Annotated in this window: 16 protein-coding genes; 3 read left to right on the forward strand and 13 right to left on the reverse strand. The window is 72.5% G+C overall.

What is annotated here, in order from left to right; genetic code table 11:
• Positions 1 to 37: 37 nt before the first annotated feature.
• A complete protein-coding gene (locus BJ982_RS16195) occupies positions 38 to 697 on the reverse strand; it encodes a pyridoxamine 5'-phosphate oxidase family protein (protein WP_184880944.1) in 660 nt (219 codons plus the stop codon).
• Positions 698 to 801: 104 nt separating this feature from the next.
• Between BJ982_RS16195 and pdxR the strand changes: the two genes are divergently transcribed.
• On the forward strand, positions 802 to 2,205 hold the full coding sequence (gene pdxR / locus BJ982_RS16200; RefSeq protein ID WP_184880946.1) for a MocR-like pyridoxine biosynthesis transcription factor PdxR: 1,404 nt from the start codon (positions 802 to 804) through the stop codon (positions 2,203 to 2,205).
• A 12-nt stretch (positions 2,206 to 2,217) separates the two neighbouring features.
• Here the strand turns inward: pdxR and BJ982_RS16205 are convergent, their stop codons facing one another.
• From BJ982_RS16205 to BJ982_RS16215, 3 genes are all read right to left on the reverse strand, one after another.
• Positions 2,218 to 3,453, reverse strand: coding sequence for a DegT/DnrJ/EryC1/StrS family aminotransferase (locus tag BJ982_RS16205; RefSeq protein WP_203959014.1), 1,236 nt, complete (start codon positions 3,451 to 3,453; stop codon positions 2,218 to 2,220).
• 68 nt (positions 3,454 to 3,521) lie between these two features.
• Entirely contained in the window at positions 3,522 to 4,604 is a 1,083-nt protein-coding gene (locus BJ982_RS16210; RefSeq protein ID WP_184880948.1) for a GNAT family N-acetyltransferase, read from the reverse strand.
• Positions 4,605 to 4,690: 86 nt separating this feature from the next.
• Positions 4,691 to 5,344 carry a hypothetical protein gene (locus BJ982_RS16215; RefSeq protein WP_184880950.1) on the reverse strand — a complete coding sequence of 218 codons (654 nt, stop codon included), beginning with the start codon at positions 5,342 to 5,344 and terminating at the stop codon, positions 4,691 to 4,693.
• 351 nt (positions 5,345 to 5,695) lie between these two features.
• Between BJ982_RS16215 and BJ982_RS16220 the strand changes: the two genes are divergently transcribed.
• Positions 5,696 to 7,081: a GH39 family glycosyl hydrolase gene (locus BJ982_RS16220; RefSeq protein ID WP_239122916.1), complete on the forward strand. Its 1,386-nt coding sequence runs from the start codon at positions 5,696 to 5,698 to the stop codon at positions 7,079 to 7,081.
• 188 nt (positions 7,082 to 7,269) lie between these two features.
• On the opposite strand, the gene BJ982_RS16225 is transcribed toward BJ982_RS16220, so the two are convergent.
• From BJ982_RS16225 to BJ982_RS16265, 9 genes are all read right to left on the reverse strand, one after another.
• A complete protein-coding gene (locus BJ982_RS16225) occupies positions 7,270 to 10,887 on the reverse strand; it encodes a hypothetical protein (RefSeq protein WP_184880952.1) in 3,618 nt (1,205 codons plus the stop codon).
• The gene (locus tag BJ982_RS16230; protein WP_184880954.1) at positions 10,884 to 12,272 is read right to left on the reverse strand and encodes a lipopolysaccharide biosynthesis protein; all 1,389 of its coding nucleotides are present in this window, start codon (positions 12,270 to 12,272) and stop codon (positions 10,884 to 10,886) included. Before BJ982_RS16230 ends, BJ982_RS16225 begins: the two co-directional genes overlap by 4 nt.
• A gap of 47 nt (positions 12,273 to 12,319) precedes the next feature.
• Positions 12,320 to 13,120, reverse strand: a complete 801-nt coding sequence (locus tag BJ982_RS16235) for a polysaccharide deacetylase family protein (RefSeq protein ID WP_184880955.1) — start codon at positions 13,118 to 13,120, stop codon at positions 12,320 to 12,322.
• Positions 13,121 to 13,124: 4 nt separating this feature from the next.
• Positions 13,125 to 14,096 (reverse strand): glycosyltransferase family 2 protein, encoded by a 972-nt coding sequence (locus BJ982_RS16240; protein WP_184880957.1) that lies wholly within the window; start codon positions 14,094 to 14,096, stop codon positions 13,125 to 13,127.
• A 4-nt stretch (positions 14,097 to 14,100) separates the two neighbouring features.
• Entirely contained in the window at positions 14,101 to 14,937 is an 837-nt protein-coding gene (locus BJ982_RS16245; protein ID WP_184880959.1) for a glycosyltransferase family 2 protein, read from the reverse strand.
• A 128-nt stretch (positions 14,938 to 15,065) separates the two neighbouring features.
• A complete protein-coding gene (locus tag BJ982_RS16250) occupies positions 15,066 to 16,184 on the reverse strand; it encodes a GNAT family N-acetyltransferase (protein WP_184880961.1) in 1,119 nt (372 codons plus the stop codon).
• Positions 16,181 to 16,534, reverse strand: coding sequence for a hypothetical protein (locus tag BJ982_RS16255; protein WP_239122915.1), 354 nt, complete (start codon positions 16,532 to 16,534; stop codon positions 16,181 to 16,183). The genes BJ982_RS16250 and BJ982_RS16255 overlap by 4 nt, the downstream gene beginning before the upstream one ends.
• Positions 16,535 to 16,810: 276 nt before the next feature.
• Entirely contained in the window at positions 16,811 to 18,505 is a 1,695-nt protein-coding gene (locus BJ982_RS16260; RefSeq protein ID WP_184880965.1) for a sigma-70 family RNA polymerase sigma factor, read from the reverse strand.
• A gap of 370 nt (positions 18,506 to 18,875) precedes the next feature.
• Entirely contained in the window at positions 18,876 to 20,678 is a 1,803-nt protein-coding gene (locus BJ982_RS16265; protein ID WP_184880967.1) for a substrate-binding and VWA domain-containing protein, read from the reverse strand.
• A 319-nt stretch (positions 20,679 to 20,997) separates the two neighbouring features.
• Here BJ982_RS16265 and BJ982_RS16270 point away from each other — a divergent pair, with 319 nt between their 5' ends.
• Positions 20,998 to 21,540 carry a hypothetical protein gene (locus BJ982_RS16270; RefSeq protein ID WP_184880969.1) on the forward strand — a complete coding sequence of 181 codons (543 nt, stop codon included), beginning with the start codon at positions 20,998 to 21,000 and terminating at the stop codon, positions 21,538 to 21,540.
• Positions 21,541 to 21,806 lie beyond the last annotated feature (266 nt).

Below are 21,806 nucleotides of genomic sequence, written 5' to 3' on the forward strand. Positions count from 1 at the left end.
CTGGTGACCGCTGGTGATTGCGAGGACACGGCGGAGGTCACCCCGCGCCGCCGGGATCGGGGCGGTCGGAGATGTGCGGAGGCACCGGAATCCCCGCCCGCAGAGCCGGATCCGGCACGGGCTCGCCCCAGGTGGTCCGCAGCGGCAGCACCCCCGCCCACACGGGCAGCGCGTAGTCCTCCTCCTCGTCCCCAGGCGGCCCCTGCCGCGTCTTCACCGACGCCTCGGCCAGCGCCACGGCGAGCACCGCCGTGGCGGCGAGGTCCTTGCGCGACGGCCCGCGCACCGCGTCCCACTGGCCGGGCGCGAGCTGCTCGGTGATCGCCCGCAGCGCCGCCAGCCGCTCGTCCTCGTCCTCGACCGCGCGCGCCGCACCGAAGATCATCGCCGAGCGGTAGTTCACCGAGTGGTGGAAGACCGAGCGGGCCAGCACGAGGCCGTCCACGTGCGTCACCGTGACGCAGACCTCGCCCGGCTCGGCGGCCGTGCGCAGCGAGGCGGCGCCGGTGGACCCGTGCAGGTAGAGGGTGTCGCCGATCCTGCCGTACCCGGTCGGGATCACGCGGGGGGAGCCGTCCACCACGACTCCGAGGTGGCAGATCAGCCCGGCGTCGAGGACGGCGTACAGCTCGGAGCGGTCGGTGCGGCCACGGGCCTTGGACCTGTTGAGCGTCGTGCGAGCGGTCGTGGAAAGCATGCCGCTACCGTAGGACGGAAGTGGATGGTTGTGGATGTCCACTGACGACCACTTCTGAGGGACCACTTTTCCCGAGTTCCCCCCCGAGCCTTCCGGAGACGACCGTGCGCGGGCCCATCGACCTCCCCCTCGCCCTGGACCGCGCGGCGCCGGTGCCGCTCGCCGTGCAACTCACCGGGCAGCTCCGCGAGGGCGTGCGCGCCGGCATGCTCCGCTCCGGCGAGCGGCTGCCCTCCAGCCGGGCCCTGGCGCAACTGCTCGGCGTCAGCCGCACGGTCGTCACCGAGGCGTTCCAGCAGCTCTACGCCGAGGGGTGGCTGGAGGGCCGCCACGGCTCCGGCACCTACGTCGCGCACCTGACCGGCCGCCCGGGAGGGGACGCGGCGCCCGCCGCCCGCCGGGAGGCGCCGGCCGAGCCCGACCCGTGGGGCGACGCCGACTCGCCGCCCGCCGGGGTGATCGACCTGCGGCCGGGACGGCCGTGGGTGCTCGGGTACGACGAGGGCGCCTGGCGGCGTGCCTGGCGCCTGGCCGCGCTGCGCCCGCCCGCCGCCTACATCGACCCGTACGGCCATCCCCGCCTGCGCGCCCTGCTGGCCGGTCACCTGCGCAGGGCCAGGGCCATCCCCGTCGGGCCCGAGAACGTGATGGTCACCCGCGGCACCGGCAACGGGCTCGACCTGGTGGCCGCCGCCCTGCTGCGGCCGGGCGACGGCGCGGGCGTGGAGGAGCCGGGCTACCGCACCGCCCGCCACGTGCTGGCCGCGCGCGGCGGCCGGGTCACGCCGTGCCCGGTGGACGAGCAGGGCGTGATCGTGGACGGGCTCCCCGACGACCTGCGCGTCCTCTACACCACCCCCGCCCACCAGTACCCGCTCGGCGGCAGGCTGCCGATCGCCCGCAGGGAACGGCTGCTCGCCTGGGCCCGGCGCACCGGCGCCACCGTGCTGGAGGACGACTACGACGGCGAGTTCCGCTACGACGTGGCGCCGCTGCCCGCGCTGTACGGGCTCGACCCCGAGCGGGTCGTGCTGCTCGGCACGCTGTCGAAGTCGCTGACGCCGGACGTCGGCATCGGCTGGCTGGTCGCCGCGCCCGAGCTGCTGCGGAAGATCGCCGCGATCCGGCGCGTGCTCGGCGACCGCGCCCCCGGGCCGGTGCAGGAGGCGGTCTCGGTCCTGCTGGAGCGCGGCGACCTGGACCGGCACCTGCGGCGCATGCGGCTGGAGTACGCGCGCCGCCGCGCCGCCATCGTGGAGATCCTCGGCTCCCGCGCGCGGGGCGACTCGGCCGGGCTGCACGTCTTCGTCGGCCTGCCCGCGGGGACGGTCGGCCCGCTGGTCGCCGAGGCCGCCGCGCGCGGCGTGCTCCTCGACACGGCCGAACGCCACCACCACGGCCCGGTGGCCGCCCACGGCCTGGTGATCGGCTACGGCTCGGCGTCCCTCGCCGAGGTCAGGAAGGCGTGCGAGATCATCCGCGACCTGATCGGCGAGAACGCCCGCTGACCCGCCCGGGGCTCAGGCGGCCCGGGGCATGAGGTGGTCGCCCGGCGGGGGCGGGGCCGGGCGCAGCGACTCCACGACCGGCAACGCCCGCGCCGCGTACAGCGGGTCCACGGGAAGGACGTGCCGCGCCCACCACAGCGCGACCTCCGGCTCGGGCGACGGCTCGACGAACGCCTCGGCGTAGATGTCGTACGGCGGGTCGTACAGGTAGCCGGTGGGGACGCCGCGCCGCTCCAGCGCGGCGATCGCCAAGTCGCGGTCCGACACCAGCAGCGGCACCCGGAACAGGGGCTGGCCGGCGTGGGCGCGCACGCCGTCCGCCACGGTGGGCAGCTCGGCCAGCCGGGCGACCCCGGCCAGCCTGCGGTCGCGCTCGCGCGGCAGGCGGGCGAGGCGGCGGCCCTGGTACCAGCGGGCGAGGCCGCCCCGGGTGCGGCGGTAGTCGTGCAGGTCGGCGCGCACCCACGGGTCCAGCGGGGCCAGGCTCGCGCCGCCGTCCCGGCTGCGGGCGAGGGCGTCGCCCAGCGCGCCCGGCCGCAGGGCGATGCGGTACCCCTCGCGGGGCTCGTGCAGCCCTAACGCGCGGGCGGCCCGCATCGCCGGCCGGGCCATGTCCATCCGCAGGGCGAGGTGGCGGGCCGCCGAGGTGGCGACGGAGAAGACGTCCTTGCGCAGGGCGCCCGGCTGCAGCAGCAGGTCGCGCCCGCGCTCCAGCGCGCGCCGGTCGGCGGCGCCGTCCACCACCAGCACGCCCCCCGACCCGGCCCCGGCGTGCTTGGACAGGCTGAACACCCCCGCCACGCCGAACGTGCCGAGCGGGCGGCCGTCGACGGAGGTCTCGGCGGCGTGCGCGACGTCCTCGATCACCACCATGCCCGCCATGGCGCGCAGATCGTCCGGCAGGCCGTACAGGTTCGTGGTGAGCACCGCGTCCACCGTGCCGAGCAGCGCGCGGACGGCGTCGATGTTGCCGTCCAGGACGGAGATGGGGGCGATCACCGGGATCAGCCCGGCGGCCAGCACGAGGAACAGGATCTCGTCCGCCGAGATGGGCGACATGAGCAGGCGCTGCCCCGGGGTGCACCAGTGGCGCAGGGCGAGGTACAGCCCGAGCCGGTTGGAGGGGAGGTACACGCTTTCACGGCCCGTGCGCGCCGTGATGATCTTCTCGGGGCTCACCGCTCCCTCTTCCATCGCACCGCCGCGGTCCGCCACCGCCTCGACGGTCAGAGCAGAAAGGTAGCGCATGCGATGACCGCGGGACGCGGGCTCGGCGTGAAGCCGACCGCCTCCGGTCAGGTCGCCGGCGGGCGAGGTCAGGACGCCAGGGAGGTGCGGATGCGCCCGTAGGTCTTGAGCGCCAGGTCGGCGGTCTCGCGAAGCACCGAGTTGGCGAGGACCGTTCCACGGGCCTTGCGCACGGGGACGCGCACGAGCCAGTGGACCCCCGCGGCCGGCGTCGCCCGGGCGATCCTGCCCTCGGTCACCCAGAGCTCGCCGGTCTTCAGCTTCTCCTTGTACTCCTTCTCACCGCGGCCCATGTCGATCAGGCGGATGCCGGCCTCGGCCGCGCGCTCGGCCATCGCCAGGTGGTGGATCAGGCCGGGGGAGTACTTGGCGAAGGCCGGGTCGTAGGCGGGGAACCACCCGGCGAGCGTGGTCTTGGTGCGCAGCCCGAAGTGGCCCGCGACCGGCCGGTCGCCGACGTAGATCATGTCGAGCGCGCCGGCGAAGTGCTCGGTGTCGACGTCCAGCAGGTTCTCGACCAGGCGGGTGATCCACGGCCGGGAGAACCGGTCGGCGCGGCCGGTCCTGCGGTACTGGTCGGTCTTCCAGTCGGTGAGCGTGCGCAGGACGGCGTGGTCGCGGATCCCGAAGTCGTGGCGCAGCTCGCCGAAGTCGCGCCCGAGCTTGCGGCTCTTGTACGCGGTGCTCTTGTAGGTCTTGCCCGAGACCTTCTTCAGCGTCTCGACGTACGCCTCGTACCCGTCCGACAGATCGATCACGGGGGAGGGGTGGCGCGAGTGCCGTTCGGGGACCAGCGGCTGCCCGGCCAGCAGGTGGTCGAACTCGAAGACCCCGAGCCCGCACGCCTTCATCAGCTCGGGCACGGAGAGCTCGATGTCCTTGGCGTGCACCATGCCCTGCGCGTCGGTGAGCCCCGCCGCCACCGGCCTGCCGATGCCGAGCGGGTGACGTTCGAACGGGAAGAAGCCCACGATGTCGCCGCCGTCGGCCAGCACGGCCACGCGTGCCTGCTCGCGCACCCGGCCCGTCTCCATCGTGAACTCCGGAGACAGGAACGGGCTGTCGAACGACGGGTCGGCGGCCTGGAGAGCACGCCACCGTGCCGTCTCGGACGGCCCGAGCTCGCGGGGATGAACGACGGAGATGCGCATGAGCTCCTACTGGGGTACCTAACGACGCGGGCCAGGCTCGCGCCTTTACCCAGCTTGGCTCCTAGGATGTAATAGTAGGATAAAGATCAGATCACGGTGCCCGTCGGGCCGTTGATCGAATACCTCTCCGCCGCGCATTCCTGAGGCATGTCGCGGGCTTCCATCTCCGCGCGGTGACGGGGCACGTCGAGGTTCGGCGCGAGGCCGCCGACGATGCGATGGACGTCGATGGGGCCGGGGTCTCCTTCCGAGGTGCCCGGCACCTGCGAGTTGCCGAAGTGGCCGCCCCTCGCCCACAGCCGCCGGCTGCGCTGGGCGGCCAGCGAGTGCGGGTAGGGCAGCGGGGGCCCGGCGGGCCAGTGCCGCGGCACCTCCCACGAATCCAGCCAGGCCAGGATGTCGTCCAGCCCGTCGAGCTTGCTCTCGGTGAACGGCTCCTCCACCGAGCCCAGCACGCGGATCTGCACGCACACCCTGCCCTGCCTGTTGAGATCGCCGGGCAGGCCGTTTGCCGCGCGTGTGGGGGGCAGAGACTGGACGATCTGCCCGGAGACGGGGTTCCACACGAGATGGGCGGGCTGTTTGATCTGCACGAGCCGCTGGGCGACGGATTTGGCGGAGACCCGCTGGGGATCGGTCGGCCAAATGAACCAGACCACGCGGGGCGCGCCGCCGGCCATGGGGCCGGCGTCCTCTGGAGCGGGAATTCGACTGGCGACGGGCAGCCATGCTCGGGCCACTGTGCCCCCTCAAATCCTCGGTCGCCGGATTCATACCGCTTTCATGCCAGCTCCACACCTTAAGATGCTTGATTATTAGTTCGGCGCTTCATCGGCAGACTTGAGTGGTTAAAGCGATTATCGGGTGGTCCAGTGACGGACCACGGCTCCCGGCACGACGGCGTGCCGCCGACGCGTCGGCGGCGCCGGGACAGCGCCATGACAGCGCCATGACGGCGGCACGACATCGGCACGACGGCCGTGCGGCGGCGGGGAGCCGGACGCGGGACATCAGGGGGACGGCGCGGGGGTCACCGCCCGTAGTGGGAGCATTTCAAGGGTCTTGCAAGCGTGAGCGGATACGGTGACGAAGTGTTGGAGAACAGTGGCCGGCATGCTCGGCGTCGCTACATCCCCCGCGGGCCCGCGGCCATCGGGGCAGGCCTGATCGCGCTCGCCCTGGTGGCGGGGCTCCTGGCGGTCGCCGCCCGGCGCGGGCCCGAGCGCTCCGAGGGCGTGGCGGCCACCATCGTCGCCACCCCCCAGCCGCCGCCCACGCTGGAACCCCCGCCGGTGGTCGAGAGCTGGCCGCGCTGGGGCGTCACGCACACGCAGTACAGCGCCGACAACGAGACCGACGAGGTCAGGAGCCGGGCGGCCGACCTGTTCAGCCGGGTCCCCGTCCTGCAGAACCAGCACATCATGGGCTGGGGCGCGGGCAACCCCGAGCCCTCGCCCGGCAAGTACGACTTCCGCGACCTGGACCGCCGGGTCAAGCTGATGGCCGCCACCAAGGCCCAGCCGGTCCTCACCCTGTGCTGCGCGCCCGACTGGATGAAGGGCGGCGCGGAGGGCCGCACGAACTGGGGCAAGATCGAGGTCGCCCCCCAGCGGGAGCACTTCGACGACTTCGCCGCGCTGGCCGCCACCGTCGCCAAGCGCTACCCCACCGTCACCCACTACATGGTCTGGAACGAGTTCAAAGGCTTCTGGGACGAGGCGCACAACAACTGGGACGTCGAGGCGTACACCGACCTGTACAACCGCGTCTACGACGCGCTCAAGGCCGTGAACCCGAAGATCCAGGTGGGCGGCCCGTACGTCCCGGTGGACAGCCACGTCTCCAGCGCCAACTCCTCCACGGTCAAGGGACCGTGGGGCTCCATCGACAGCAGGCCGCTGGAGAGCATCCAGTACTGGCTGGAACACAAGAAGGGCGCCGACTTCATCGTCGTCGACGCCTCCTCGGCCACCAACGACCGCGGCCTGGTCCCCGACGAGTTCACCGCGCTGAAGAAGTTCTCCGCCGTGACCGCCTGGCTGCGGGAGAGGAGCGGCGACCTGCCCGTCTGGTGGGCCGAGTGGTACATCTCACCCGACAACATCGACTGGGACGAGCAGCACCGCACGGCCGTGCAGGCCGCGGCCATGATGGAGTTCGCCAGGAGCGGGGCCGCGACCGCCCTCTACTGGAACCCGCAGCGCCGCGAGGGGGACGACTGTCCCGGCTGCCTCTGGTCGCCCGCGCGCGGGGACGAGATGCCGATGGCGGGCCTGATCAGCGGGTTCACGCGCTGGTTCCCCGCGGGCGCCGCGCTGGTGGACGTCCAGACCTCCGACCCGCGCGTCCAGGTGCTCGCCGTGGACAAGCAGATGATCATGGTGAACACGGCCGGCGCGGCGCTGAAGGTCCAGGTCGACGGCCGCCCCTTCGAACTGCGGCCGTACGCGGTCCAGTGGAGCGACCGGGGGCAGTGACCCCCGGCCTGACACCGGCTCGGCGGAGCCCCCTCGGCCAGGAGGCTCCGCCCGCTCAGGTCGAGATCAGCACCGGGAACCTCGCCCGAACAGGCAAGGTCGGCGCAGGGAACGTCACCCGATCACACCAGGTCGGCGCCGGCGACCTCGCCCGCTCAGGCGAGGTCCGTGCCGGTGACTTCGCCCGCTCACGGTGAGGTCAGCGTCAGGAAGCGCTCGACGATCACGGCCAGTGCCGCCGCCGTCATGAGCATGCCGACGATCACCAGCCTGCGGCGGCCACGCGGCGTCCGCTCGGTGCCGCGCAGCCGTACCAGCTCCGCCGCGAACAACGTCGCCACCGCCAGCGCCAGCGCCACCAGCCCCACCGGCGTCCACGGCGTGGAGCGGTCGCCGACCAGCGTCATCGCCGTCGGCGGCGGGATCTCCGAACCCTTCGGGTACGAGCGCAGCGTGTAGATCGCCGCGTCCGCGTTGGCGAACACCCGCTTCAGGCTCGTGGAGGAGTCCAGCGCGGCGCGGAACCGCTTCCCCCAGTCCGAGGGGAAGCCGTGGTTCAGCTCCAGGTACGCCGCCTGCCCGCGACTGGTGATCAGGAACGTGTTGGCCGCCTTGCCGCGCAGCGCCGTCAGCACCCCGGCCAGGTCCTTCGGGTTCTTGGTGACCAGCGCCTGGTCGTACTCCACCAGGTCGATGTCCCGCTCGCGCCACGGGATCGTCGGCGTGACCTCCTCGCCGAGCACCGGCACCAGGTACAGCAGCCGCGCGCTCGGCCGGTCGTGGGCGTAGACGTAGTGCATCGCCGCCGCCTCGCCCGTCGTGACCCGCTCGAACTTCTCGTTCCCGTAGCGCGCCACCAGGAACGCCACCGACAACACCAGCGCCGTCCCCGCCGCCAGCACCGCCGAGATCTTCCGCGTCGTGGCCGGGGACGGGCGGAACCTGCGGCGCCGCTCGGGGACCGCCTCGCCCTCCCGCGCGTCGCCCGTGTTCGCCGGCAGGTTCGGGAAGAACGCGTACGCGCCGAGAATGCACGCCGCGGGCAGCGCGAACATGTAGACGCGCAGGCCGATCTCGCCGCCGTAACTCTGCAGGCCGAGCGCCAGGACGGGAACGCACAGCAGCACCAGCGCGCTGCGGTCGGCGACGCCCCGCCGCAGGCGCCGCAGCAGGCCCACCCCGGCGAACATCAGGATCACGCCGCAGATGGCCAGCCGCACCTGCAGCACGATGGCGTGCTGCGGGTCGGTGCCCTCCAGGCGGTCGCCGGTGTTCTCCTGCAGGTTGGCGAAGATCTTGCCGATGCCGCCGAACAGCTCGTTGATCCGGCCGCTCCAGAACGGCGTCGCCTGGTAGTTGATCCACGCGATCACGATCAGGCCGAGGAACACCGGCAGTGCCAGCGACAGCGTGCTGCGCCGCAGCAGGATCAGGCCCGTCAGCGCGCCGAGCATCATGAACGGCGTGATCTGGTGGGTGGCCGTCGTCGCCACGAACAGGCCGACCAGCAGCGTCAGCAGCACCACCCGGTCGGTCACCGTCGTCGGCCGCGCCGGCAGCTCGCCGGGCGCCAGCCGGTCCAGCCGGGCGAGCAGCCGCCGCAGGCGTCCCTTGGCGGGCAGCGGCGCGGTCCGCGGCTCCGCGCGGCCGAACCAGCGCATCAGGATCGCCACGAACACCAGGTACAGCGCGAACGTGAAGCCCTGCGGCGAAAAGTAGTCCTGGCCGATCCACTGGACGAGGACGAACAGCAGCGCGGCGAACCAGCGCGCCCGGGTGGTCGCGACGATCTGGCGCAGGATCAGCACGAACGGCAGCAGGTACAGCAGGTTGGACAGGAACGGCGTCCACTGCAGCACCATCGACGGGTCGTCGATCCCGGCGGCGCGCAGCACGAAGCCGAACAGCGCGAAGAAGCCCGGCCAGGCGAACCGGGCGTCCAGGCCGGGCAGGGCCTCGCCCGCGCGGCCGATGTACTCGGCGAAGCCCGCGTGGACCCAGGCGGTGTGGAAGCGGGGCTCGGGCTCGATCAGCGCCGCCGCGCCGTGCAGGGCGAAGGTGATCGCGCCGAGCTGGGACAGCAGCAGGCCCTTGCGGTCGGTGTTCTGCGTCAGGGTCACGAAGAACGACACGATGAGCAGCGCGATCGCGGCGAACGCCGTCACGGGGAGCACCGAGATCAGGCCCAGGCCGTCGATCTTGTCCAGGTCGACCCCGCGCATGGGCCCGTGCGGCACCCGCATGGCCAGCACGTACATGACCAGGCCCTCGATGGTGAGCAACGGCGGCAACCAGAACGCCGCCTTCCCCGCCACCCGCCCCGCGAGCACCCCTTCCCGCACCCGGGCCGACCGGTCCCGCGCGGCCTGGTCCCGCCGCGCCGACTCCTCTCCTCGCGTCGCCTGGTCCGGGTGCGCGGCCTGGTCCCGCCGCGCCGCTTTCTCCGTCCGAGCGGCCTTCTGGGCGCGAGCCGTCCCGTCGGCCTCGAAGGTCTTGTTCGCCCGGGACATCCTGTTGGCCCGGGCCGTCTTGCCCGCCCGAGCGGTCCCGGCCGCCTCAGCCGTCTTACTCGCCCCGGCCGTCCGGTCCGCTCCCGTCGCATTGTGCGCGCGAGAGGTCTCGTCGGCCCGCGCCGTCTCCGCCGCCAGGGCCGCCTCGCGGGCCGACTTCCTCGCCCGCGCCTCTCTCTCCCTCCGCTTCCGCGCCGCCTTCTCCGTCCACGTCCGGGCCGGGCTCACACGCTTCCCGGCCGCGGGCCCGGTGGCCTCCGTGGGGACGTGCGCGGACTCCTGGGCGTCGGTCGCCCGGTCCGCGGTTTTCGCGGGGGGTTCGATCGGCTCGCGGGTGGCGAGTATCTCGCGGACGTACCTGCGGGGCGCCGTGTTCGCCGGGTCCAGATACAGGGGCATCACCAGAGGACCGGGAGCCGCCGCGGCCCCCGTGGCCGCCGGGCTACGGAAGTCCGCCGTCTCGTCGCCCGTGTACTCCGCCTCGTCGCGGCCGTCTCCCTCGTCCGGGCCGTCCCCCTTGGGGGAAGGGCCTTGAGCGGAGCCGCCCGGCACGGATTCCTTGGGGCTGGACTTCTCGGCCGCGGGGTCATCCCCGGTGGAGTCCTCCGGCTGGCGGGCGTCCCCAGGTGAGTCCTGGTCAGGGTGCGCCGGGGGTGCGGATTCCTCGGGAGAGGACTTGGGCGTTCTGTGGCGGCGGATGGGGACGTCCGGTGCGGCGGGAGGCTGCACGGCGGGGGCGACTTCCGCGGCGACCTCGGCCGCGCCCCCTTCCGAGGGCGAGGACAGCGCCTGGACGAGGTCGTCTCCCGGCAGCACGGGGATCACCTGGGTGTCCTCGGCATCGGGGACGACCGGCGCCGCCTTCCGCCCGCCCGCCGAGGTCTTCTCACCCGCGCGCGACGAATCGGGATCCGCGCCCGTGGTGTCTTGACCCGTGGGTGCGGAGTCGAGATCCGCGTCCGGGGTGTCGTGGTCCGCGTCCGAGGAGTCGTGGTCCGCGTACGGGGTGGTCTGGTCCGTACGGGGGGAGTTCTGGGCGGAGTCGTGGTCTGGGGGTGGGGGGTTCGGGGCCGGGGGCGGGGTGTTCTCGTCCGGGCCGGAATCGTGCTGGTCCACGGGGGTCAGGTCCGAATCGGCGTTCTCCTCGTCCGGGCGCGGAGACTCCTGCGCCGGCTGTGCGGCGTCCTCGTCGGCGCGCGGGGCGCCGGGGGGCGGGGAGGGGGGTGGCCTGTGGCCCGTGCCGCCGGCCCGCTCGGCCGTCTCCTGCTTCGCCGCTTCACCCGTCCCTTGCCTCACGTTGACCATGATGCGGCCTCTGGCGTGTCCCGCGCGCCAGACGAATGCGGCGTTTCGGTGGGTTTGAGAATTTTACGTAGCCCGCCGAAGATCAGAGCGGCCACCAGCAGCTCGCTGAACAGCAGTCCGTACCCCACCGACGTGATGCCCGTCACCGGCAGCAGGATGACCGACGACGACAGCACGAGCACCGCCAGCCCGATCTGGACGAGGGCGAGCATACGGGCCCTGCTGTTGGCCCGCAGCGCGCTCAGGTAGATCTCGATGAGCACGCGCGGCAGCACCGCGAGGGCCATCAGCCGCAGCAGCGGCGTGCCGTGCTCGGAGAACCCGGGCCCGAACACCGACAGGATCAGCGGGGCCGCCAGGAACGTCACCACCGCGACCGGCCCGATGATCAGGTACGCCCGGCGCAGCGCCTGCCGGCAGTTGGCGGCCAGCCGCGAGCCGTCCGCCGAGCCCTCGATGGTCAGCGAGGTGGCCATGTTGATGGCCAGCAGCTCGATCATCGCCCCCAGCGTCTGCGCCATGGCGAAGTAGCCGAACAGCTCCCCGCTCACCCGCGAGGCGACGTACACCGGCAGGAAGTAGACGATGGCCAGCACCGAGAACGCCCCCGGGTAGTCGCCCGCCAGGAAGCGGCCGATCTCGCGGAGGCCGGGCGGGCGCGTCCCCTCGGGCGCGCCGCGGGCGTGCCGGGGCACCAGGACGCCGAAGATGAAGAGGTTCACCGGAACCAGCGCCAGCGCCGTCGGGATGATCCACGACACGAACACGCCGTCGTCGGGGAGCGCACCCGCCAGGGCCACGAGCAGCCCCATCTTCACGATGCCGAAGCAGATGCTGTTCACCGGCACCCAGACGGCCTGCCGCATCCCGGCGAGCGCGACGTCCTGCAGCGTGAACACCGACCAGATCGCCACCGAGGCGAGGAAGAACAGCCCCGGCCCCCAACCGGCCAGCCGGGCGTAGTTCTCCCCCCAGAACGGCAGCGTGAGCAGGAACCCCACGGCCGCGACCACCGCCGTCACCGTGGCGATGAGGTAGCCGCGCCCGATGAGCCCCCCGGTGCGCTTGCCGGCCACCGGGATGAACCGGGCGAGCGCGCCGGTCAGGCCGAGCGCCGTGAGCCCCGCGAACAACCGCATCGCGTTGATCAGCGCCTGGCTGCGCCCGAAGTCCTCGGGGGAGTACAGCCGGGCGGCGAGCAGCCAGTAGCCCATGCCGAGCACCGCCGTGACGGCCGTGTTGGCCATCAGGGCGTACCCGTTGAGGAAGAGCGGGTTGCGCAGGTCGCGCATGATCCGCCGGCGCAGCCCGGCGAGCCCCCGGTCCCGTCCGTTCTCCTTTCGATCCCTCGGTCCGCCTGCCACGGTGGTGGTCATGGCGGTCTCACCCCCCTCGTCGACGCCTGGCGTCGCCCGCGGTCGCGTCACACGCGCCCGACCACGTGGCGCAGGCCGTACCGCGTCCGGCGCACCACCGCGTACCCCTTGGTCAGCGCGTGTTCCTTCAGATAGATCATGGGGACGCCGCGCCCCTCGACCGCGCGCCGGAAGCGGTCCATGGTGGTGGACCTGCCGACGGTGAGCCGGGAGAGCGCCATGACGTCGCCGGACTCGTCCGCGAGCGCGTTGGCGACCGCGCACGCGGCCCAGTAGCCCGCCTTGCGCACCTCTTTGCGCACCCGGGCGCTGGAGTAGCCGTACGGGTAGGCCATCGTGGCGACGGGCCACCCCACCTTGTCCTCCAGCAGGGCCTTGTTGCGGCGCAGTTCCACGCGCAGCGCGGCGTCGGGTAACTGGTCGAGCTGGGGGTGGCTGTGGCTGTGCCCGGCGATCTCGATGCCGCACGAGGCGGCCTCGCGGGCCTGGCTCCAGGTCAGCATGCGGTCCAGCGGCCGGCCCGCGGCGTCGGGGCCGGCGTCCTCCACCCACCCGCTGGTGAGGAAGACGGTCGCGGGGAGGCCGAGGCGCTCCAGGACGGGCAGCGCGTTCTCGTGGAAGTCGGCGTACCCGTCGTCGAACGTCACGACCACGGGACGCTCGGGCGCCGGGGCGCCGCCCGTGCCGTACAGCGAGGCGACCAGGTCGGCGAGGGTGAGCGGCGTGAACCCCCGGTCCTTGAGGTAGGCCATCTGCGCCTCGAACACCGAGGGCCGCACCGCCAGGGGCCGTGTGGCGCTGTTCGGACGGTCGGTGACGGAGTGGTACATCAGGATCGGCACACGCATGAACTCACCGTTCGTGTCGGTTGGTCTCGGCTCGGTCGCCGCGCAGGCGCAGCCGGGCGGACCCGACCGCGTACCCCCAGGAGGTCCAGGCCAGGCCCGCGACGATCGCCCCCGCCCTGGCGAGCCCCGCGGGGTCGCCGCGCAGCGCGTCCCGCACGCCGCGCAGCGCGCCGAGCGGAAGCACCTTCAGGGCGTGGGAACGCTCGCTGGACAGGCCGTCGCCCGCGCCGACGCTGCGCGCCACCAGGGCCTTGGACAGCCCCTCCGCGTAGCAGCGCGCGCGGAAGTAGCGGAACGTGGCCCGGGCCGCGGGGACCCGGTGGCCGATGACGGCCTCGGGCTCGAACATGATGACCGACCCCGGCCGGCGCTGGGAGAGCCGGATGCAGAACTCGGTCTCCTCGCAGCCGAGCGGCCGGCTCTTGCGTCCCTGCACGCTGCGGCCGATGCCGGAGTGGAACCCGCCGACCTCGCCCACGACGTGGCCGCGGAAGGCGGCGTTGCCCCCCATCACGTTGCGGATGGCCTTGCGCTCGGCGGGCAGGCCGCGGTAGGTGCACCCGACGGTCCAGTCGAACTCCTCGGGGAACCACCGCGGCCGGCGGCCGGTCGCCCACAGGGGCCGGGTCAGCCCGCCGACCCCGACGACGGCGGGGTCGGCCGCCATGGCCCGCGCGAACGCCGCGAGCCACCCGGGCTCGGCCACCGCGTCGTCGTCCAGGAACGCCACCACGTCGCCGGAGGCGGTCGCCACCCCGGTGTTCTTGCCGCCCGACAGCCCTCGTTCGTGGGTGTTCTCCACGACGATCGCGTCGACGTACTCCCGCTTCAGCCTGAGGTGAAGGTCGGGGTTGTGGTCGACGACGAGGATCAGCTCGTGCGGCGGGAACGTCTGGGCGCGCACCGACTCGACGGCGGCTCTGATGTCGTCCCACCGGTCTTCCGTGTAGACACAGATGACGACGGAGATCTTCATCCCGCTATGCCGCGCCCTGGTCCGCGGCGCGCTGCGCGGAGGACGGGGCCGGAGGGGCCTCGACCGCCGGGCGCCGCCACTCGCGCATGATCGTCCTGAGCACGCGCAAGCCGTCCCTGACGACGCGCAGGTTGCTCTCGCCGTGGATGCGGCACCGCTCGTGGCTCGGCACCTCGTGGACGCGCAGGCCGGCCTTGGCCGCGCGGATGTTGAGCACGGTCTCGACCTCGAAGCCCTCGCAGTCGAGGTCGAGGACGTCCAGGTGACGCGTCCAGAACGCGTTGTAGCCGTAGCACAGGTCGGTGTACCGGGTGCCGTAGATGCGGTTCACCATGCCGCGCAGGACGCTGTTGCCGAGGCGGCGGCTGAAGGTGAGGTCGTCGCTGCCCCCGCCGCTCGCGTACCGGGATCCCTTGACGAAGTCCGCGCCGGTCAGCAGGGCCCCGACGAAGTTGATGATCTCGCGGCCGTCGGTGGAGCCGTCGGCGTCGATCATGACGGTGATGTCGCCCGTGCATTCCGCGAAACCCGTGCGAAGGGCGTCGCCCTTGCCCTTCCCACGTTGCTGGACGACACGCAGGTTCGGGCGCAGGCGGCGGGCGACCGCCACGGTGTCGTCGGTGGAGTTGCCGTCCACGAGAATGACCTCGTGGATCCAGTGCGGCAAGGTGGCGAAGACGTGAGGGAGGTTCTCCGCCTCGTTCATCGCGGGGATGACGACGCTGACGGTCGGGGATATGGCCAGGTGCGGGGTCACCGGCGTGAAGCGTTCCACGCCCGGCAACGGCCGCAGCGCGTGGATCTGGGGCTTCCCGTTGTGCTTGGTGATCTCGGGACTCATTTGAGGGAATGTCCTTCCGGGCGGTCTGACATCGGCGGCGACTGCCAATAGGACCGGCGCGACTGGACGGAGAGGGGATTCTCCGTCCCGGTCATAACTGAGGTGTGCTGTGCGAGGGGACGCGCCTTTCAGCGTGCCCCCGAGGGTTCCTTCTCGACGGTTGCGGGCTGGAGGGATGTGCGGACCCGTCCGAAGCCCTTCAGCAGGCGGTCTGCCAGCCGGTAGAGCGAAGGACGGTCAACCACGATGTTGCGCGCCTTGTTCACGGGCGTCCGGCCCATCCAATGGACGGCCGCCGTCGCCGACGGCCGGGAGACCCGGCCTTCGGTGACGTGGGTGGTGCCGTTCTTCAACCAGCCCTTGTACTCCCTGCCCCCCTTGCCCATGTCGACATGGCCCAGGCCGTTCGAGGCGGCCTGCTCCGCCATGTGCAAGTGGTGCATGATTCCGGGGGAGTACCGGGCGAACTCGGGGTCGTAGGCCGGGAACCATCCGACCAGGGTCTTCTCGGTGCGCAGGCCGAAGTGCCCCGCCACCGGGGTGTCTCCGGCGTAGAGCATGGTCAGCACGCCCGCGAACGAGGGCGAGTCGCTGGCGTGCATCTCTTCCAGCAGCTCGACGATCCACGGCTGGGCGAAGCGGTCGACCCGGCCCGTGCGGCGGTACTGGTCGGACTTCCAGCCGGTGAGGACGCGCATGGCGTCCGGGCCGGCGGCGCCCCAGTCGAGGTGGACCACGCCGTGCTCGCGGGCGAGCTTGCGCTCTTTGTAACGCACCGTCTTGTAGTTCTTCGGGGAGCCGGCCCGCACGTGCCCGATGTAGGCGTCGTAGCCGCCGGTGAGGTCCATCATCGGCACGGGCCGCACCGCCGACTCGTGCGGCTCCCATGTGGGCTGCCCCGCGACCATGTGGTCGAAGGCGAAGACCGACAGGCCGCAGGCACGGATCAGGTGGCGGGCGGGGATGTCGAGGTCGGGGACCGCGATGAGGCCGTGGCAGGTGGTGAGCCAGCTTCCGAGGGGCTTGCCGACGCCGAACGCGTGGCGCTCGAACGGCATGAAGCCGACCACCTTGTCGTGGTCCTCGATCACCGCCACCCGGACGTAGGACCGCAGCCGGCCGAGGGCCAGCGCGAACTCCACCGACAGGAAGGGGTTGTCCAGCGAGGGCGTGGCGGTCTGGAGCTCGCGCCAGCGCGCGACCTCCGTCTGACCGAGTTCTCCGGGCCGGATGACCGTCACTTTCATCTTGACCCGGCCCCCTGTTCTACGTGCGTGCTGCCGTTCCCTCGGTACAGCGACCGAAGCACCCACAGGAAACCGGCGAGTACGGCGACGGTGGCCACTCCCGCGCGCGGAGACCATGCGTCGAACAGCAGCATGGCTTCGGCTAAGAGAACGTTTATAACGAGACTTGCCGCGGCACCCACCGTTAGTGCGGCGAGAGGGTCACGATCACGCAACAGTCCGACGACCGATGCCCCCGGGACCACCAAAAGGAACAAAGCAGTAAGAATCGGGCGCGCCGGGGTCTGGATGTCGGCCAGCGCGACGACCGCTCCCGCGGCGCACGCCAGCACCAGCACCCAAATCAGCACCGCCCTATTGATACGCATTTCTCCTGGCTCCGCTGGTCAAGACCGATTGAAGAGGTGGTTGATCGCTGCTCTCATGGGACCAACGGCGCCGCGCGGCAGTCAATGCCGACGCCCGAACCCGGCCACCGGTTTACAGCGACGGCGGCGAGAACAGTGTGTGATCGACCACGTCACCTCCACCTTCCATTGGTCCCGCTGGGGCCGCTGGGGCTCACGGGACAGGGGGTGTTTACAAAGGTACCGTCGGTCAAGCCTAAAGGAGCAGTCAGGGTCGGGTCAGGAGGCGCCCCCGGTGGGCTCACCGGAGGGTGTGTCGGTCGCCGACGGCTCCGAGGTCGGGGGGTCGTCCCGGGGCGGATCGGAGGCGGGAGGCATGTCCTGCCCCTCCCACGACACGGCGCACGAGGCGCCGCCCGCGCCCGAGCTCAGGACCACGTTCGCCCGTCCTGCCTGGGCGGGGTCGGCCGCCTCGACCGACAGACGCGCCTTGGCGCCGGACTCCAGCACGCCGTTCGCCGGCGTCACGGTGAGGCCCTTGCCCGCGGTCGCCCGCCAGGAAAGTCCGCCGTCACGCGCTGAGATGAGGATCACACCCGCGCCCTCGTCCCCGAGCGCTCCCGGACAAGAGATGACAAGCCGGGCGGAAGGGACGGACGGCCGCCGGGACGGGGAGCGCGAGGCGGACGGCTTCGGGGCGGCGGTCGAGGCCGCGGGCGCCTCGGCTGCGCGGGCCCGGGTCCGCGTGGCGCTCGGCCTCGGCGCCGGCGACGACGGCTCGGGCACGACGGCGTCGGCCGGCTCGGGGGCGTAGGTGATCTGCAGTTCGCCGGGAGTGCGGCTCGGGAAGCGCAACGTCGTGGTGGAGCCGTCGCGGTGGCCGGAGTCCTGGCCGGTGATCACGATCATGGCGCCGGTCGTGAGCAGCACGCAGGCCAGCGCGGCGAAGATCGGGGCGGCCCTGCGGCCCGTCCTGGCCCCCGGCTGACGGCGCCCGGCCCGGGAGCGCCCGCGCCCGCCCGTCCCGTCCACGACGGGGTACCTCGCGGTGACGGCGTGCCCGCGTTCCGGTGTGTCCTCGCTCCTGAAGCCGTGCCGAGGGGTGTCGCCGGAGGCGGAGGACCCCTTGGCGCGGCGGTCCGGGCCCACGGGCGGGAAGCCGTTCTTGTCCAGGACGCCGGGCGCGGGCATGATCGCGGTCTTGGCCGCGTCGCGCTCCGACCTGCCGCAGGTCTCGGCGACCCGCCGCCGCAGCGACAGCGGCGGGAATCCCACGGGGAGGGTGTCGAGCAGGCGTTCCGCCGACACGCGGCGGTGGCGGCCCTCGGTGCACACCTCGCAGCCCGCGATGTGCCGGACCAGGCGCCGGCGCAGCGGCTGCGGGAGCGGGCCGTCGATGGAGTCCAGCAGCGCGGACAGGTCCGGGCAGTGGGCGCGGCCGGTCCTGGCGAGGATCACCGCGGCGGCGGCGTTCTCCAGGTGGTCGCGGGCCCGGGCGAGCCGCGTGCCGGTCTGGCGCGAGGTCAGCCCGACGACGGCGCCCACCTCCGCGGCGGTCAGGCCGTGCCGCACCCCGAGCAGCAGCACCTCGCGGTCCTTCTGCCCGAGCTCGCCGAGGGCCTCGCGGACGATGGCCGCGAGCTCCGGGTCCTCCTGGTTCTCGTCCGGGAGCGCGGTTCCGTGGGCCGGCGTGCGCCCCTGGCGCGCGAGGCACTGGTAGCGCGTCAGCGCGTACAGCCAGGCCCGCAGGCGGGCCGGCTCGCGCAGGGCGTCCGCCCGGCCGTGGGCGGTGACGAACGCGTCGTGCACGGCGTCGGCCGCGGCGTCGGGGTCGTCGAGCAGTGAACAGGCGTAGTCGTTGAGTCGGTCGGCGTAGTGGTCGTAGAGACCGTCCGCCGCGCGACCTTCCGCGCGGCGCAGGGCCTCCACAAGACGCTGGTCGTCAGCGCGGCCGGCGCTCGGCCATCCGGGCACGAATGTTCCTCCCCGCAGGACGGGAATCTGGTCGTTGGAAGCACTTGATCACGAGAATTTCTCCTGCCCGCACCAGTCCCCACACGTACAGGACGTCCATTCTCCTCAAGCGGTTCACCCGGGATTGATTAATAATCAGCCGGTATGACCTGGGAAAACAGTGCCTTGTGGGGCCTATGAAACACCTGTGACAAAGCTCAGTCAATGAGACGGCGGACGGTGACATCGGACCGGCCGGCGGTGACGCGGAGCGATCGGCGGGCCGTACGGAAATCCGGTTCCGGAGAGGCCCGCGCCTCCGGAACACGGCGAGACGCCCGGCCCCGCGCGAACCGGGACCGGGCGTCATGGCGGAGCGCCGAGGAGGGGCCTACTGCCCGCCGCAGTTGGGCGCGCACAGGCGGCGCGAGATGCCTTCGAGGAACACCTTGCGGATCTCCAGCGCGTTGCGCGGGAAGAACGCCTGGCCCTGCGTCGCCTGCGCGATGGCCTGCATCTGCCTGCGCCCGGCGGCGTCGTCGGCGCCGAGCGCCACGATGATCACGCTGATCGGCTGCGTCCGGTCGAACTCGTCGCGCAGCTTCTTCAGGATCTCGCTGTTGCTGATGCCGCCCTCGGGGTCGTCGTTGCCGACGCCGTCGGTGAAGACGAGGATGGTGTTGATCTTGTCGGCCTCGTACTCGGCCTTCATCTTGTCGTAGGCGGCGGCCAGCGTGTCGTTGAGCCCGGTGTCGCCGGTCGCCTTCGCCCGCAGCCGCGACAGGGACCGGGTGATGACGTCCCGGCGCGGGACGCCGTTGATCTTCTGGCCGATGGGGCCGACCGGCACCGTCTCGCGGTGGTCGACGCCCTGGCCGTTCAGGTTGGTGGAGAAGACCCAGGTGCCGGCCTCGGTCTTGTCCGGGAACAGCTTCAGCCCCTCGATCGCGGTCTGCGCGATGAGCCGCATGCGGTCGCCGGGGGCGCCGACGGCGGGCAGCGCCATGGTGCCCGAGACGTCCAGCAGGGCCAGCAGGCGGCCGCCGAGCTTCAGACGCGACCACGCCTGGGAGAGCCGGGTCACCTGGGCGGCCTCGGGCATCTTGATGGCGCGCGGGGTCGCCGGGTCCAGGCCGTTCTCCCGGCTGATCGCGGCCCCGCCCTTGCCGTCGGGGGTGCGGAAGCCGTGGTCGCGGACGATCTTCATGGCGTCCGCGCCGGTCAGCGCGGTGGCGAACTTCTTGGCCGCCTCGCGCGCCGCCTGCTCCTTGGCCGTGATGACGATCGGGTAGTCCAGGCTGATCGTTCCCTCGGCGGGGTACAGCGCGACGATCGTGCCCGGCTCGGTCTTGTCGTTGAACGCCCACACGCCCTGCTCGGAGACGATGCCGATCGGCGCGCGCGAGGACTGCTTGGTCATGGTGGCGAACATGTTGGCGGGGGTGCTCACGGCGCTCTCCGAGAGCTGCCGCAGCACGCCCACGAGCTGCTCCTCGCCCGTCCCCGAGCCCTTCAGCACGCTCGCGCCCGCGAGGATCGCGCTCAGCCCGGCCGCGTTCACCATCGGGTCCAGGGGCAGGACGCGGATGTTGCGGCCGATGCCGTCGGGGGTGGCGGCGTTGGCGGCCGACATCAGGCCGCTCCAGCTCGGCTCGCCGAAGGCGCCGCGCAGCTTCTCGACGACGCTCTTGGGCGCCGCGAGCACCACGGGGGAGCGGGCCGCCGAGCCGCTCGGCTCCGAGAGGCCCGCGCCCTTCCGCGAGGCGCGCAGCTTGGAGACCCAGAGGCTGGAGTCCGGGATCCACAGGTCGGCGTCGAACTTCCCGCTGGTCGCGCCGGAGCCGGCGATGGCGTTGGTGACGCTCGCCGAGTCGCCGCTCTTCACCGCGACCGCGACGCACGCGTCTCCCTGCGGCGTGGCGGCGCTGTTGTACGCCGCGGCGATCTTGGAGATGGCGGGCTCGATGTCGGGGGAGGCGACGACGTTCAGGGCGACCTTGGCCACGCCGCCCTGGCCGCAGGTTCTGTCACGGCTCACGATCACGTACGCGGCGACGCCGAGCAGCACCGCGAGCGCGACGGCGCCCGCGAGCGGCACCAGGACCTTGCCCCGGCTCGCCCGGCGGCGGCCCGCGGGCTCGTGATAAGGGTTGTAGCCGCCATCAAGGTCGTCAGTGCGGTGGCGTCCGCCCACGTTGTCCTCTTCGGGTGTTCGATCTCGTCCGGTCTCGGCGCGCTAGCAGCGACCATATAGCGAGATCCCGTGCAATGCTTACGGAACCCTAGCGTTCAGGACTAATTGGGTAAAACCCACCCCTTCCTGCCGTGATTACGGTATGTAGCGTCGCCCCGCGACTATCTGGACATAAGGCGATACATCTTGACTTGCTCTGAACGCGATGTATCGTGATCAGTGGATCACGGGAGCGGCGGCCAGGGGACGGCCGCCGGGCAGGGGGGACGGGCTCGTGTCACCGGCGATCGAAGCCCACAGGGTCACATCGGATCACGCCATGGTCGCCTGGGCGGTCGGCGCGATGGCGTCGCGCGCCGTGGCGCGGGCCGACGGCCGGCCCGACCTGCTCGTCCTGCGCCTGGCCGGCCCGCGCTGCCCCGACGAGGTGCGCAGAGCCCTGCGAGGCTGCGAGTTCGTCCGCGAGGTCGTCGTGTCCGGCCACGTCTGCCGGGCCGTGGCCGACCCCGGCACCGGGCCGCGCGTCGCCGCCGCCCTGCGCGCCGAGGGCCTGCCGGTGGCCGTGGTGATCCTTCAATGGGGGCAGGAACGGCCCCGCCAGGCGTTGCCGCCCTCGCGCGTGGCGACCGGCGCCGGCGTCCCCGCCGGGCCGGACCACCACCCCGACGACGTCGCCACCGGCCCGGCCGCCACCCCGCCCGTCCTCGGGGCGCACGGCGTGTTCTGGGCGCCCGCGCCCGCCGTCGCCACCGCCGAGACCGGCCGCGCGCCGGGCCGCCGCTCGGCGAGCCCGAGCGCCGGCATGCTGACCAGGCTGATCGTCGTGACCACGATGCCGAGCGCGGTCGGCGCGGCCCGCTGACCCACCGGGTCGCGGCACACCTGCGGGCTCACGTACGGGGCGAGGGTCCGGAAGCCGACCGTCACGGCCTTGCGTGCCCGGTGTCCGGCGACGGGGGAGCGCGGCCGGGACGTCGCGGGAGCCGCGAGGCGCACGCCCGCGTCCGGATCTGGCACCATGGCCCCCGATCATCGAGAAGCCGCCGCGTCAGCGCGCCGTAGCCCTCCGGCTACCGCCCGTGCCGGACGGCGCCCGCACGAGGCTGTGGACGAGCCGCGGGTCCCGCA

The sequence above is a fragment of the Sphaerisporangium siamense genome, from assembly GCF_014205275.1.
In the GTDB taxonomy this organism is placed as follows: domain Bacteria; phylum Actinomycetota; class Actinomycetes; order Streptosporangiales; family Streptosporangiaceae; genus Sphaerisporangium; species Sphaerisporangium siamense.

Excerpts from the sequence above, each read along its gene's own strand:
- BJ982_RS16205 (WP_203959014.1), bottom strand. The coding sequence starts at position 3,453 with ATGCGCTACCTTTCTGCTCTGACCGTCGAGGCGGTGGCGGACCGCGGC.
- BJ982_RS16270 (WP_184880969.1), top strand. The coding sequence starts at position 20,998 with ATGGTCGCCTGGGCGGTCGGCGCGATGGCGTCGCGCGCCGTGGCGCGG.
- BJ982_RS16245 (WP_184880959.1), bottom strand. The coding sequence starts at position 14,937 with ATGAGTCCCGAGATCACCAAGCACAACGGGAAGCCCCAGATCCACGCG.
- BJ982_RS16210 (WP_184880948.1), bottom strand. The coding sequence starts at position 4,604 with ATGCGCATCTCCGTCGTTCATCCCCGCGAGCTCGGGCCGTCCGAGACG.
- BJ982_RS16235 (WP_184880955.1), bottom strand. The coding sequence starts at position 13,120 with ATGCGTGTGCCGATCCTGATGTACCACTCCGTCACCGACCGTCCGAAC.
- BJ982_RS16240 (WP_184880957.1), bottom strand. The coding sequence starts at position 14,096 with ATGAAGATCTCCGTCGTCATCTGTGTCTACACGGAAGACCGGTGGGAC.
- BJ982_RS16250 (WP_184880961.1), bottom strand. The coding sequence starts at position 16,184 with ATGAAAGTGACGGTCATCCGGCCCGGAGAACTCGGTCAGACGGAGGTC.
- BJ982_RS16230 (WP_184880954.1), bottom strand. The coding sequence starts at position 12,272 with ATGACCACCACCGTGGCAGGCGGACCGAGGGATCGAAAGGAGAACGGA.
- BJ982_RS16195 (WP_184880944.1), bottom strand. The coding sequence starts at position 697 with ATGCTTTCCACGACCGCTCGCACGACGCTCAACAGGTCCAAGGCCCGT.